Genomic DNA, 13,403 nt, shown 5'->3' with positions numbered 1-13,403 from the left:
AGGTCCTCGCGGCTCTCGGCCTCAGGAGGTGGCGCGCGTGACCTCGAGCCAGTCGAGGATCACGTCACACTGATTGCCGTCCTCGCACGAGATCTTGATCTCGTTCTGCCCGGGCTTCAGGGTGACCGGCGCCCAGGTGGTCTGCCAGTTCTTCTCCCAGTCCTCGTCGGAGGACTTGATGAAGTTCTTCAGACCGATCGGCTGGCTGTTCGCCTTGCCGTTGACGGTCAGCGTGGCGTCGGCGTCCTTGGCCGGGATCGCGTAGCGCACCGCGAGGCGGTAGGAGCCGCCGTCCTCCATGTCGGCCCGCCAGGTCACGGAGGAGCCGACGTTGTTGAACCCGGTGACGTACGAGCCGTTGACCCCCTGGGCCCCCTTGATCGAGCTCTCCACCCCGGCCGGGCCGCCCAGCGACAGCGTCGCGGCGTCCTGCTTCGGGAGCTCGACCGGCTTCTCGGACTCCTCCGGCTTCTTCTCCGGCTTCGCGGGTTCCTCGGTCTTCTCGGCGGGGCCCTGCGTGGACACGGCCTCGTTGTTCTTCTTGTCCTTGTCGCCGTCGTTGTTCGAGAGCAGCGCGACGCCGATACCGATGAGGACGACCGCGACCACGGCGACCGCCCCGATGAGCAGCGCCCTGGTGTTCGGGCCGCCCCGGCCGGGACCGCCGCCGCCCGGCACCGAGCCGTGCTGCGCGGCGGGCGCGCCGCCGGGGTAGGTCTCGGGTGCGGCGTACTGCGGGTTCGGCCGGTTGTACTGCTGCGGAGGCTGCTGGCCGTGCTGCTGGGGCGGGTAGCCGTAGCCCTGCTGCGGCGGCATCTGGTGCTGCTGGTGCTGCCCGTACTGGCGCTCGCCGACCGTCCGCACCTGGTTGTACGACGTCCTGGGCACGCCCGGCTGCGCGGCCGGACCCGGGTAGCCGTAGCCGCCCTGACCGGGCGGCTGGGCGCCTGCCGCTTGTCCGTCCGCGTACAGATAGCCGAACGGATCGTCGTCCTCGGGCTTGCTCGCGCCGTTGTTTCCGGCCGTCATCCCTGGGTCACTCCTCACCATCTCGCCAGCCGTCGCCGACCGGCCGAGCCTACCTCGAACGGAGCACAGTCCGAATGGCGATCATGGACCGGGCCGGTTCGGAGGGGCGTGTACGGGGTAAGGGTGCGCATCGGCCGTGAACATCATCCGGCCCTGCGGTGGACCTTCGACCGGGACCGCTTCTCGACGTACATCCGCTGGTCGGCGGAGCGCAGGACCTCTTCCACGCTCATCCCGCACTCGGCCCAGCCGATGCCGAAGCTCGCTCCGACCCGGACGGCACGCCCGTCGACCCTTATAGGCGGAATGATGGCATTTCTCAGACGTACGGCCAGGTCAGCGGCGTCCGCCGCCCCGAGGCCGTCCGCGAGAACGACGAATTCGTCACCTCCGAGCCGGGCGACCGTGTCGCCGTCCCGGACGCAGGTGGAGAGCCGCCGCGCGACCTCTATGAGCACCGCGTCACCCGTGTGGTGGCCGAAGCGGTCGTTGATGGACTTGAAGCCGTCGAGGTCGCAGAAGAGGACCGCGAGCCCCTTTGTGCCGTCGTCGTGCTCCGCGTCGGGGGCGACCGTGTGCACATGGTGGTCGTAGGGGCCGCCGCCGGGCGCCGCCTCGCCCTCGTACCCGTCGGCCTGGTAGCCGTGGGTGAGGGACGACTCGACGTCCCCGTACGCCGCGTCCAGCGCCTCGATCGCGGTCGCCGCCGGTGAGTGGGGGCGCTCGCAGATCCGGGCGCTGAGGCGGGACTTCAGTTCGGCGCTGTTGGGGAGGCCGGTGAGCGCGTCGTGGGAGGCGCGGTGGGCGAGGTTCAGCTCATGGCGCTTGCGCTCCTCGATGTCCTCGACGTGGGTGAGGAGGAAGCGCGGCCCGTCGGCGGTGTCGGCGACGACCGAGTTGCGCAGGGAGACCCAGAGGTACGTCCCGTCCCGCCGCCCGAGCCGCAGCTCGGCCCGGCCGCCCTCGGCGGAGGTGCGCAGGAGGGTGCCGATGTCCTCGGGGTGGACGAGGTCGGCGAAGGAGTACCGGCGGAGTACGGAGGCGGGGCGGCCGAGCAGCCGGCACAGGGCGTCGTTGGTGCGCAGCAGCCGGCCGTGCTGGTCGCCGCCCATCTCGGCGATGGCCATCCCGCTGGGCGCGTACTCGAACGCCTGCCGGAAGGACTCCTCGCTGGCCCGCAACGCCTGCTGTTCCCGTTCGAGCCTGACCAGTGCGCGTTGCATGTTTGCTCGCAAGCGAGCGTTGCTGATCGCAATGGCGGCCTGGGAGGCGTACATCTGGAGCGCTTCGCGCCCCCATGCGCCGGGGCGGCGCCCGTTGCGCGGACGGTCGACGGATATGACCCCGAGGAGGTCCCGTCCGCCCCCGGAGGCGTACATCGGGGCGTAGAGCCGGTCCAGCGGGTGCCACTCGTCCTCGAACCGGGGCTCGGGGCCCTCGGTGTGCCACTGCGGTACGTCGTCGTCGAGCAGGACCCAGCCCTCGGTGTGCGGGATGAACCGCAGCTGGTCCCACGCCTCACCCATGGAGAGCCGCCGCTCCCAGGAGGCGCGGGAGCCGACCCGGCCGGTGATCAGGGCCTCGGCGGCGGCGTTGCCCGCGAAGGCGGCGATGACGAGGTCGCCGTCGGGCCGGACCAGGTTGACGCAGCCCAGCTCGTAGCCGAGACCGGTGACGATGCCGTCCGCCACGGTCTGCAACGTGTCCGCCAGACTCCGCGCCGTATTGAGATCAGCGACGGCCTGGTGCAGCTGCCGCATGGTCGCAAGGCGGACGTAGGGTTCCGACTCGGCCTCCATCGCTCGCACCCCCCGAGACCTCGACAGCAACTCCAGGTTTCATATCGGCGTACTTGTTGCAGTGTCACGGCCACTGAATCACAGTGAGCTGTGCACCCGGTACACAGGGTCAGCAGAAAATGGACTCTGTGACCCAAGTCACAACAGATAACCCCGGGGCGAGGGTGACTCTTCCGGCGTTCCGTCGTTTTCCTGAACGCAAATTCGGCCATGCGTTTTCGGCCACTCTGCTGTTTGCGCCCGCCCGTGGGGCCGGAGTCCTAGGACCGGCCTGGTCCCCTGGCCCGATGCGGCGGGGCCTCGCGCACGGTTAGCGTTCCGGTGTGCTCCAGACGACTCCCGCCACCCCGCGCCCCGAGCCCGTCCCCCATGCTGAGGGGGTGAGCAACGACGAGTTCCGCGCAGCACTCGCACGGCTGGCCGCCGGAGTGGTGCTGGTCACCGCCCAGGAGCCGCCGCTCGACGAGGACGGCCGGGGCGAGGACGTCGGGATGACGGCCACCGCCTTCATGTCCGTGTCCCTGGACCCGCCCCTGGTGATGGTGAGCCTGCGCAACGGCTCCCGGATGGACGACCTGCTCGACGAGCAGCCCCTGTGGGCCGTCTCCGTCCTGGCGGCGAGCCAGCGGCACATCGCGGGGCGGTTCGCCATGAAGGGCCGGATCAGCGACCGGCTGCTGTTCCAGGACCTGGCATACATACGGGGCGAGGTGACGCGGGCGCCCCTGATCGGCGGGGCGCTGGCGACGCTGGAGTGCCGTACCGAACAGCGGGTGGTGGCGGGCGATCACACCCTGGTGATCGGCCGGGTGCTGACGGCCGAACTGCCGAGCCCGGACGGGGACCCGCTGACGTACTTCAAGGGCCGCTACCGGCAGCTGGGGTGACGGGTTCACGGGAACGGCCCGGGGGGTGTCACCGATGCGGCGGCCGGTCTACCAGTCCCGGCCCGAGCGGCCCCGCTTGGTGTCGCCGCGCTGCTTCTTCTCGCGCAGCCTGCGCTCGTTGATCCCGCGCGGGATCTTGCGCTTGATCCTCGGCTTGGGCGGCGGCGCCGTGGCCTCGGCCAGGAGCGCGGCGAGCCGGACGGCGGCCGTCTCACGGTTGCGCCACTGCGAGCGGTGCTCCGACGCCCGTACGGAGACGACTCCGCCCACCAGTCTGCCCGCGAGCCGCTCCAGCGCCCGCGCCTTCCACACCTCGGGGAGCGCGTCGGTCGCCGCGAGGTCGAAGCGCAGCTCCACCTGGGAGTCGCTGGTGTTGACATGCTGGCCGCCGGGACCGGAGGAGCGCGAGAAACGCCACATGAGCTCGGCCTCCGGCAGGGAGACCGAACCACGGATGACATAGGGCCCGGACATGTCACCCATGTTCCCCGCTCCCTGCCCGTCCCGTCACCTTCTTTTGCCCCTGAGACCCCTTCAGGAGGAAGTTCGGCAAAGAAAGTAAAGGGAGCAGGAACCTCATGGTCTGCTGGTTGCGTTATGACGGGTGGCGGTAGCTTTCGTGATGGCACGAATGCCCGCACACGACGAGGAAAGGGACTTCCCATGGCTGTAAGCCTGTCCAAGGGCGGCAACGTCTCGCTCACGAAGGAGGCCCCGGGCCTGACCGCCGTCACGGTCGGCCTCGGCTGGGACGTCCGCACCACCACCGGCACCGACTTCGACCTCGACGCCTCGGCGATCGCGGTCAACGCGGCGGGCAAGGTCGTCTCCGACGGCCACTTCGTCTTCTTCAACAACAAGTCGACGCCGGACCAGACCATCGTGCACACCGGTGACAACGTCACGGGTGAGGGCGAGGGCGACGACGAGCAGATCAACGTCAACCTGGCGGGTCTGCCGGCCGACGTGGACAAGATCGTCTTCCCGGTCTCCATCTACGACGCCGAGAGCCGCAGCCAGAACTTCGGCCAGGTCCGCAACGCGTTCATCCGCATCCTCAACCAGGCCGGCGGCGCCGAGATCGCCCGCTACGACCTGAGCGAGGACGCCGCCACCGAGACCGCCATGGTCTTCGGCGAGCTCTACCGCAACGGTGCCGAGTGGAAGTTCCGCGCGGTCGGCCAGGGTTACGCCTCCGGCCTGACCGGCATCGCCCGCGACTTCGGCGTCAACCTCTGACCCGAGCGACACCCCTGCTTCACCGGGAGCCCCCGGCCGCCATCCACGCGGCCGGGGGCTCCCCCGCGTGATGCGCCGTCAACACGCCGGCCTGCGCGGGCCACGCGCGGGGCCCGTGCGGCCCTGCGCAGCAGAATCACGCCACTCCACCGAATACCGGACAGCACAGCACCCCAGTCGGACAAGAACTGGTCAAAAACTTGTGAGGCAATTGTCGGCACACCGTCAACTTCGTTCATTCGGTGGCACGCTCTCCGCTCGTAGTCCCCCCACAGGACGACCAACGGAGAACACACATGAACCTCCACACCACCACCCCCCACAACTCCCGCACCGACCGGGCCACTCGGGGAGCCCGCACCACCCGCACCACCCGTCGGCTCGCAGCGCTCGCGGCAGCCGCCGCGATGGTGGTCGCCGGTGTCCAGACCGGATCGGCCGTCGCCACCCCCGGCGACAGCGGAACCGACAAAACCCCCACGGCCTCCGCGCCCTTCTCCTCCGCCGCCGCGCTCGGCATCAACTCCTCGGCCGACCGCGCCACCGCCATCAAGTCGGCGCAGGCGGACACCACTTCGGCGGCGAAGGCCCTGAAGCTGGGCGGCCAGGAGAAGCTGATCGTCCGGGACGTGATCACGGACGCGCGGGGCACGGTCCACACCCGCTACGAGCGCACCTACGACGGCCTGCCCGTCCTCGGCGGCGACCTCGTCACCCACACCGCCGCCGACGGCACGCTCAAGGGCGTCGACAGGGCGACCGACGCGAGGATAGCCGTGGCGTCGACCACGCCGAAGCTCAAGAACGCGGCGGCCGGTGCCCGTAAGGTCATCTGGGCGGGCCACGGCGGACAGCCCGTCCTCGCCTTCGAGACCGTCAAGACCGGGGTGCGGAAGGACGGCACGCCCAGCCGCATCCACACCCTCACCGACGCCACGACCGGCGAGAAGCTGTACAGCTACGAGGCGGTCAAGACCGGCGCGGGCCACGGCCAGTACAGCGGCGAGGTCGAGATCACCACCACCAAAACCGACGCCGGTTTCGAGCTGACCGACGGCGAGCGCGGCGGCCACAAGACGTACGACCTCAACCAGGGCTCCTCCGGCACCGGCGCCCTCGTCACGGACGACGACGACACCTGGGGCGACGGCACGGCCGGGGACCGGCAGACCGCCGCCGTCGACGCCCACTACGGCGCCGCGAAGACCTGGGACTTCTACAAGTCGGCGCTCGGCCGGGACGGCATCCGGGGCGACGGCCAGGCCGCGTACTCCCGGGTCCACTACGGCAAGGCGTACGTCAACGCCTTCTGGGACGACAGCTGCTTCTGCATGACGTACGGCGACGGCGAGGGCGACAAGAAGCCGCTCACCTCACTCGACGTCGCGGGCCACGAGATGACCCACGGCCTCACCTCCGCCACCGCCGACCTCAACTACGCCGGTGAGTCCGGCGGCCTCAACGAGGCGACCAGCGACATCCTCGGCACCTCGGTGGAGTTCTTCGCCGACAACGCATCGGACGCCGGGGACTACCTCATCGGCGAGAAGATCGACATCAACGGCGACGGCACCCCGCTGCGGTACATGGACCGGCCCAGCAAGGACGGCAGCTCGGCGGACTACTGGGACGAGAACCTCGGCAACCTGGACGTCCACCACTCCTCCGGCGTCGCCAACCACTTCTTCTACCTGCTCGCCGAGGGCAGCGGGAAGAAGACGATCAACGGTGTCGACTACGACTCCCCGACCGCCGACGGCTCGACGCTGACGGGCATCGGCCGGGAGAAGGCGTACCAGATCTGGTACAAGGCGCTCTCCGTCTACATGACCTCCACCACCGACTACGCGGGCGCACGCGTCGCGACCGAGAAGGCGGCGACCGACCTGTTCGGCGCGGACAGCGAGGAGCTGACGGCGGTCTCGGCCGCCTGGACCGGGGTGAACGTCAAGTAGCGTCGAACGCCCGGGCGCACGGAAGCCGGTCAGCCCTGTCCTGGGCGGCCGGGCGTGCGGAAGCCGCCCAGCCCTGCCTGGGCGACCAGGTGCACGGAAGCCGGTCAGCCCTCCTTGGGCGGCCGGCTTCCGCCGTACAGCCAGGCGTCCCACAGCTCCGTCAGATCCCGGCCCGTCGCCTTCTCGACGTACGCGGTGAAGTCCTCGGTGGCGGCGTTCTTGTGCCGGTGCGCCTTCGTCCACCCCCTGACCAGGGCGAAGAACGCCCGGTCGTCGTCCAGGGCGAGCCGGATGCGGTGCACGACCATGGCGCCGCGCCCGTACACCGGCGCGTCGAAGAGATCGGCGGCGGTGGGCGGATCGGCGGGCGGAAAGGCCCAGTTGGCGTCGTCGGCGTACGCCTCGTCGAAGCTCTCACCGATCGGTACGCCGTCGTGGTCGGCGGCCCAGAGCCACTCCGCGTACGTGGCGAAGCCCTCGTTGAGCCACATGTCCCGCCAGGTCCGGGGGGTGACGGAGTTCCCGAACCACTGGTGGGCCAGCTCGTGGACGAGGAGTGCGGTGTCGGGCGGGCCGGGGAAGACGGGGCGGTTCTGGGTCTCCAGGGCGTACGACGAGTCGCCGGTCCGCTCCACGATCGCCCCGGCGGAGGTGAAGGGGTAGGGCCCGAACTTCTCCGCCGACCACTTCAGTACGGCCGGGATCTCGTCCAGCACCTCCGTCAGCGCACTCCCGCCCCTGGCCGCCGCCTCCGGGTCCACGGCGGTGAACAGCCGGATGCCGTCGGGTGTGCGCGACTGCCGGGTGGTGAACCGGCCGACGGCCACGGTCGCCAGGTAGCTCGCCATGGGTTCGGTGGTCCGCCAGTGGTAGGTGGTACGCCCGTCCGCCGTGCGCCGTGACACCGGCTCCCCGTTGGAGACGGCCGTCAGCGGCTCGGGGACGGTGACCTCGATGTCGTACGCGGCCTTGTCGCTCGGGTGGTGGTTGCCGGGGAACCAGGCCATGGACCCGGTCGGCTCGCCGAGGGCGACCGCCCCGTCCGCCGTCCGCAGCCAGCCCTCCTCGGCGCCGTCCGCGTCGGTGATGGCCTGCGGGGAGCCGGAGTAGCGCACGACGGTGGTAAACGTGCGCCCCTTGCGCAGCCGGTCCTCGACCGCGGCCGCCGGACGGATCGTCAGCTCCTTGCCCGCCCGGTTCACCGCCGCCGGACGCCCCTCCACGGTGGCGCTCTCCACGTCGAGCCCGGCCAGGTCGAGATGGAAGGCGCTCAGGTCCTGGGTGGCGCGGGCGGTGATGGTGGCCGTGCCGCGCAGCCGGTCGGCGGCAGGGGCGCGCGGCCCGTCGGCGGCCGGGCCGATGTCGAGCTTCAGGCCGTAGTGGGTGACGTCGTAGCCGCCGTTGCCGAGCCCCGGGAAGTACGGGTCGCGGAGCCCGGCCGCGCCCGGGGTGCCCTCGACCCCGCCGGTGCAGCCCGTGCCGAGGAGCGCGAGGGCGAGGAGCAGGGCGAGCAGGGGGACGGCGGGGGTGCGGCGGTTCACCGGTCGATCCTAGGCGCCGGGGCGCGAACCCCGGGAAGGGCGGCCCGGGAAGGGAAGGAGCCGCCCGCCCCGGGGGATGGGCGGACGGCTCCTGACTCAGAGGATGGCGATTCCGAGGGGTCGGTTGCCTGCGGAAAGGCGAATCGGCTTGTTTTTCTCGTTGTTGGGGTTGTCGAGGTCTTCGAGCTTGTCGAGGTTGTCGAGGTCGACGACGGTGATCCCGTTCCAGTAACCGTCGCGGGTGAACCCGCCGGTGACGTACGCCGTCCGGCCGTCCGCCGACACCGCCACGTCCTCGTGCGGCCCTTCCAGGGGGACGATCCGCTCCGTGCCGCCCGGGGCGCGGACGGTGAGCGAGGGGCCCTCGTCGGCCGAGCCGATCGGGCCGGTGCCGACGACGAGGAGAGTGCCGTCGGGGGCGAGGGCCGCCCCGTGCTGGTGGGTGTCGGCGGTCATCCGCTCGATGGTGACCTTGCCGCTGCGCGGGTCGAGCACGGCCAGCCGCTCCCCCTCGAACGGCAGCAGCAGCGTGCCGTCCTGGGGGCGTACGACGGCGTAGTGCGGCTTCAGCCAGGAGCCGAGCCCGCCCTCGGTGCCGTACGGGGCGACTTCCATGCGCCGGGTCCTCAAGGTGTCCGCGTCCACCGCCGTCACGTCGAAGGAGTCGTGGTTGGTGGCGTACACCTCGCGGCCGTCCGGTGAGACGTCCACGTCGAAGGGGCGGCGGCCGACCGGTGCGACCCCGGTGACCTCGCGGGTCGCGGTGTCGATGACCTCCACCGTGCCGTTGCCGCCGGGCACGTTGACCCCGACGTAGACGTGTCGGCCGTCGGGGGCCAGGGCGATACCCATACCGCCGCCCCGGTACTCGCCGGTCGTGACGGGTCCGGTCTCCGTCTCGTACGGGATCAGCGCGAGCCGGGTCCGCTGCCGCGTGTCCACGACGGCGACCCCCTCGGCGGTGGCGACCCAGGCGCGGCCGTCCTCGCCGACGACGAGCCCGTAGGGGGCGGTGCCGACCTCGACGGAGGCGATGGGGCCCCCACCCCTCCCCGAACCGTCCTTCCCGGGGTCGACGAAGGTCACGGTGTCGCCGCCGAAGTCGGCCACGAGGAGGGTGCCTTGAGGGGTGCGGCCGGCGGGGGCGAGGGTGCCGGAGGGGGCGGGGTCGGCGGTGCGTACGGTGCCGGGCGCGGCGGACGCCTCCGGGGGAGCCTCCGCCGTACCGGACGCGCATCCGGCGAGCACGGCGGTCGCGGTGAGGACGACAGCCGCGGTGAGCACCGGCGTGAACCGGCGCGCGCGGTCGGTACGGGAGGTGCGGAAGGTGCGGACCGTACGGGCGATGCTGGCAATACGGGCGGCGCAGGCAGTACGGCCCGTACGGGAAGGGGCGGTGGCGGAGTCGGTGTGCGCCCCGCGTACGCCGGTCACGCGGCGGCCCGCAGCAGCGCGACGAGCTCCGTGAACCCGCGCCGCTCTGCGTGGGCCAGGGCCGTGACCCCGTCCCCGTCCGCCAGGCCGGGCGTGGCACCGGCGGCCAGCAGCGCCTCCACGACCTCCTGGTGCGCCCGGCCGCCGTCGCCGAGGATCACCGCCTCCAGCAGGGCGGTCCAGCCGAGCCGGTTGACGTGGTCCACGTCGATGTCGGTGCGGCGCAGCACCTCCCGTACGTACGCGACATGACCGCGCTCGGCGGCGGGGATCAGCGCGATACCGCCGAACCGGTTCCGCAGGGTCAGGTCGGGCCCGGCGGGCAGCAGCACGTGCAGCATCGCGACGCTGCCGGTGACCCCGGTGACCAGCCAGGGGCTGTCCTCGCGCCGGTCCTGGGCGTCCGGATCGGCCCCGGCGGCCACCAGCAGCCGGGCCGCCTCCACGTGGTCGCCGAGGGCGGCGAGGAGCAGCGGGGTGCGCAGCTCCTCGTCGCGGGCGTCGACGCGGGCTCCGCCCTCGATCGCGGTGCGCACACCATCGGTGTCGCCGGTGCGTGCGGCGGTGAGCAGGGCGTGATCGAGGGCGTTCATGGGCTTCTCCGTTCTCGGCGGTGCGGTGCTGACGTGACTACCGGGTGAGGGCGGCGACGCCCGCCTTGGCGAACTTCTCGTCCAGGTCGCCGCTGGGCGCGCCCGCCACGCCGATGCCCGCGACCGGGGCGCCCTTGACCTGGACCGGGGCGCCGCCCCCGAGGAACAGGGTGCCCGGGATGTCCTTCAGGTTGGGGGCCTGCTCCAGGCGCTTGACCAGCTCGGAGGTGGGGGCGTTCCAGGAGACGGCGGTGAACGCCTTCTTCACGGCGGACTCGGGCGACTGCGGGCCCGCGCCGTCGCCGCGCAGCGTCACGATGGTGTTGCCGTTGCGGTCGACGACGGCGACCGAGACGCGCTGGTTCTCCTTCTTCGCGGCGTCCAGCGTGGCCTGCGCGGCCTTGGTGGCGGCGGCCACGGTGAGGTGGGTGCTCTGCTGGAGGTTGCGGTTGTTCGTGTCCGCCTTGACGGCGGCGGCGGGCGCGGCGGCCGGGGCGGAGGCGTTCGCGGAGACGGCGCCGAAGGTCCCGGCCCCGAGGGCGGCGACGGCGACGGTACCGGTGAGGACGCGGGCACGCAGCGACAGCTTCTTCATGGTGACTCCTTGAAGGGTGGGTTGTTCGGTGGTTCCTGAGGCGTTTTCGCTCTGCCATCGATCCTCCGGGCGGTTCCGGCCCCGTACGGTCGGCGTACCGGCTGGAAGCGGCGCGCGGGACGGCTGATGTCCCTGTCGGCCGATCGGTTGATGCGGGGGTGGCCGGACGGGGTGACCATGGAGGGATCTACGCAGGTCAACGAGGGAACGAGAGGTGCAGGGTGGAGCGCCGGACCGGTGGACGGGAGGACGCGGGGGCGGGGGGCGACGCGAGGACGGACGCCAGGACCACGGGCCGCCCCGTCCACGCCCCCGCCACCAGTCCCGCCCCTGCCTCCGACCTCGATCCCGGCCCCGCCCCGAGTCCCGGCCCCGATCCCGACGCCCGCTGGCTCGCGCTCCTCATGCACGCCGCGTTCTTCCTGCTGCTGAGCGCCTCGCTGACCCGGTTCCTGATGCGGCACCCCGGCGAGGCCCGTACGCCGTGGATCATCGCGCTGTCGATCACGCTGTCGGTGCTGTATCTGCTGGGGCCGGTCCTGGGCTCGCGCCCCACCCCGCGCCGGGTGGCCTGGCTCGGGGTCCTGGTAGCCGTCTGGACGGTGCTGGTCGTGCTCGCCCCGAGCTTCGCGTGGTGCGCGGTGCCGCTGTTCTACACCGGGCTGCGCATCCTGCCGCCGCGCGCGGCGCTCGCGCTGGTCGCCCTGCTGACCGTGTTCGTGGTGGCCGCCCAACTGCGCCTGGCCACCGAGTTCGACCCGAACCTGGTGCTCGCCCCGCCCGCCGTGGCGGCCGTCGCCACCGCCGTATTCGTGCATATGCAGCGGCAGGCCGTACGCCAACGGGAACTGGCGGCCCGCCAGCGCGAGCTGATCGACGACCTGCTGCGCACCCGGCGCGAACTGGCCGCCACCGAGCGGCGCGAAGGCACCCTCGCGGAGCGCCAGCGGCTCTCCATGGAGATCCACGACACCCTGGCGCAGGGCCTGTCCAGCCAGCAGATGCTGCTCCAGGCGGCCGACCGCACCTGGGACGCCGACCCGGACGCCGCCCGCCGCCATGTCCGTACGGCCACGGGCATCGCGGAACGCAACCTCGCCGAGGCCCGCCGCTTCGTCCACGACCTGGCCCCGGCCGATCTGGCGGAGGGCGGCGGCCTGGAGGCGGCCCTGCACGCACTGGCGGCCCGCGAGAGCGCCCAGGCGCAGGGGGCCCTGACCGTCCGCTGCCACGTGGAGGGCACGCCGCACGCCCCGCTGCCGGACCGGGTGCAGTCCGCGCTGCTGCGCATCGCGCAAGGGGCTCTCGCCAACGTACGGGAACACGCCGACGCCACCGCCGCCGGGCTGACCCTGACCCACCTGGGCGACCGGGTGGTCCTGGACATCGGCGACAACGGCCGGGGCTTCACGCCGGAGCCCGGTGCCCCGCGCGCGACGGGTGCCATACGGGGCCATGGGCTGCCCGCGATGCGGGCGCGCGTGCGCCAGCTCGGCGGAACGCTGACGATCGAGTCGGCGCCCGGCGAGGGCACGGTGCTCTCGGCCGAGGTCCCGCTCACCACCCTGGAGGACCCCACATGACGGAGGACCGCACATGACCGGCGAGGCAACCGCGTCCCCCGCCCCCGCTCCCGTACGCATCCTGCTCTGCGACGACCACGTGGTCGTCCGCGCCGGCCTGCTGGCCCTCCTCGGCAGCGAACCGGACATCGAGGTCGTCGGCGAGGCGGGCAGCGGCGAGGAGGCCGTGGTGCTCGCCGCCCGCCTCACCCCGGACGTCGTCCTCATGGACCTCCAGCTCGGCGAGGGCATCGACGGCGTCGAGGCGACCCGCCGCATCGCGGCCGACGGCACGGTCCACGTCCTGGTGCTGACCACGTACGACACCGACGCCGACATCACCCGGGCCATCGAGGCCGGGGCCACCGGCTACCTGCTGAAGGCGGAACGCCCGGAGGAGCTGTTCGCCGCCATCCGCTCCGCCGCCCAGGGCCGCACCACGCTCTCGGCCCCCGTCGCCAGCCGGGTCATGGCCCGCATGCGCAGCCCCCGCCCCACCCTCACCGACCGGGAACGCGACATCCTGGCCCAGCTCTCCCAGGGCCTCGGCAACCGCGACATCGCCCGCGCCCTGTTCATCAGCGAGGCCACGGTCAAGACCCACCTGGGCCGGATCTACGACAAGCTCGGCGTCGACACGCGGGCGGGGGCGGTATCGGTGGCGAAGGAGCAACGGCTTTTGCCGTAGGGCCGGGCTGATGGGCTGACGGAACGTCCGTCGCAGAGCATGCGCCACAGAACATTCGTCCAAGACAGGCGCGCCGGAGTG

At 72.0% G+C, this 13,403-nt stretch carries 12 protein-coding genes; 5 read left to right on the top strand and 7 right to left on the bottom strand.

Annotated elements, in window-relative coordinates:
- Positions 1-21 precede the first annotated feature (21 nt).
- Together B7C62_19595 and B7C62_19590 are read right to left on the bottom strand one after the other, a co-directional pair.
- Positions 22-1,029, bottom strand: a complete 1,008-nt coding sequence (locus tag B7C62_19595) for a carbohydrate-binding protein (GenBank protein ARF74195.1) — start codon at positions 1,027-1,029, stop codon at positions 22-24.
- 143 nt (positions 1,030-1,172) lie between these two features.
- On the bottom strand, positions 1,173-2,828 hold the full coding sequence (locus B7C62_19590) for a sensor domain-containing diguanylate cyclase (GenBank protein ARF74194.1): 1,656 nt from the start codon (positions 2,826-2,828) through the stop codon (positions 1,173-1,175).
- Between the two features lie 380 nt (positions 2,829-3,208).
- On the opposite strand from B7C62_19590, the gene B7C62_19585 reads away from it, so the two are divergent.
- Complete coding sequence (locus B7C62_19585; protein ID ARF74193.1) at positions 3,209-3,715, top strand: reductase; 507 nt, start codon at positions 3,209-3,211, stop codon at positions 3,713-3,715.
- 48 nt (positions 3,716-3,763) lie between these two features.
- Here the strand turns inward: B7C62_19585 and B7C62_19580 are convergent, their stop codons facing one another.
- The gene (locus B7C62_19580; GenBank protein ARF74192.1) at positions 3,764-4,198 is read right to left on the bottom strand and encodes an aminoacyl-tRNA hydrolase; all 435 of its coding nucleotides are present in this window, start codon (positions 4,196-4,198) and stop codon (positions 3,764-3,766) included.
- A 180-nt stretch (positions 4,199-4,378) separates the two neighbouring features.
- On the opposite strand from B7C62_19580, the gene B7C62_19575 reads away from it, so the two are divergent.
- Entirely contained in the window at positions 4,379-4,954 is a 576-nt protein-coding gene (locus B7C62_19575) for a chemical-damaging agent resistance protein C (GenBank protein ARF74191.1), read from the top strand.
- A 296-nt stretch (positions 4,955-5,250) separates the two neighbouring features.
- Positions 5,251-6,909, top strand: coding sequence for a peptidase M4 family protein (locus tag B7C62_19570; protein ARF74190.1), 1,659 nt, complete (start codon positions 5,251-5,253; stop codon positions 6,907-6,909).
- 104 nt (positions 6,910-7,013) lie between these two features.
- On the opposite strand, the gene B7C62_19565 is transcribed toward B7C62_19570, so the two are convergent.
- From B7C62_19565 to B7C62_19550, 4 genes are all read right to left on the bottom strand, one after another.
- Positions 7,014-8,450 carry a metallopeptidase gene (locus B7C62_19565; protein ARF74189.1) on the bottom strand — a complete coding sequence of 479 codons (1,437 nt, stop codon included), beginning with the start codon at positions 8,448-8,450 and terminating at the stop codon, positions 7,014-7,016.
- A gap of 96 nt (positions 8,451-8,546) precedes the next feature.
- Entirely contained in the window at positions 8,547-9,734 is a 1,188-nt protein-coding gene (locus B7C62_19560; GenBank protein ARF77272.1) for a hypothetical protein, read from the bottom strand.
- A gap of 146 nt (positions 9,735-9,880) precedes the next feature.
- Positions 9,881-10,477 (bottom strand): hypothetical protein, encoded by a 597-nt coding sequence (locus B7C62_19555; GenBank protein ARF74188.1) that lies wholly within the window; start codon positions 10,475-10,477, stop codon positions 9,881-9,883.
- A 37-nt stretch (positions 10,478-10,514) separates the two neighbouring features.
- Positions 10,515-11,072 carry a hypothetical protein gene (locus tag B7C62_19550; GenBank protein ARF74187.1) on the bottom strand — a complete coding sequence of 186 codons (558 nt, stop codon included), beginning with the start codon at positions 11,070-11,072 and terminating at the stop codon, positions 10,515-10,517.
- 185 nt (positions 11,073-11,257) lie between these two features.
- Here B7C62_19550 and B7C62_19545 point away from each other — a divergent pair, with 185 nt between their 5' ends.
- Both B7C62_19545 and B7C62_19540 read left to right on the top strand, forming a co-directional pair.
- Positions 11,258-12,655, top strand: a complete 1,398-nt coding sequence (locus B7C62_19545; protein ID ARF77271.1) for a two-component sensor histidine kinase — start codon at positions 11,258-11,260, stop codon at positions 12,653-12,655.
- Between the two features lie 13 nt (positions 12,656-12,668).
- The gene (locus B7C62_19540) at positions 12,669-13,322 is read left to right on the top strand and encodes a DNA-binding response regulator (GenBank protein ARF74186.1); all 654 of its coding nucleotides are present in this window, start codon (positions 12,669-12,671) and stop codon (positions 13,320-13,322) included.
- The last annotated feature ends 81 nt before the right edge of the window (positions 13,323-13,403 follow it).

The sequence above is a fragment of the Kitasatospora albolonga genome (assembly GCA_002082585.1).
GTDB classification, from domain to species: Bacteria; Actinomycetota; Actinomycetes; order Streptomycetales; family Streptomycetaceae; genus Streptomyces; species Streptomyces stephensoniae.
This window is presented reverse-complemented; position numbering and strand designations above follow the sequence as displayed.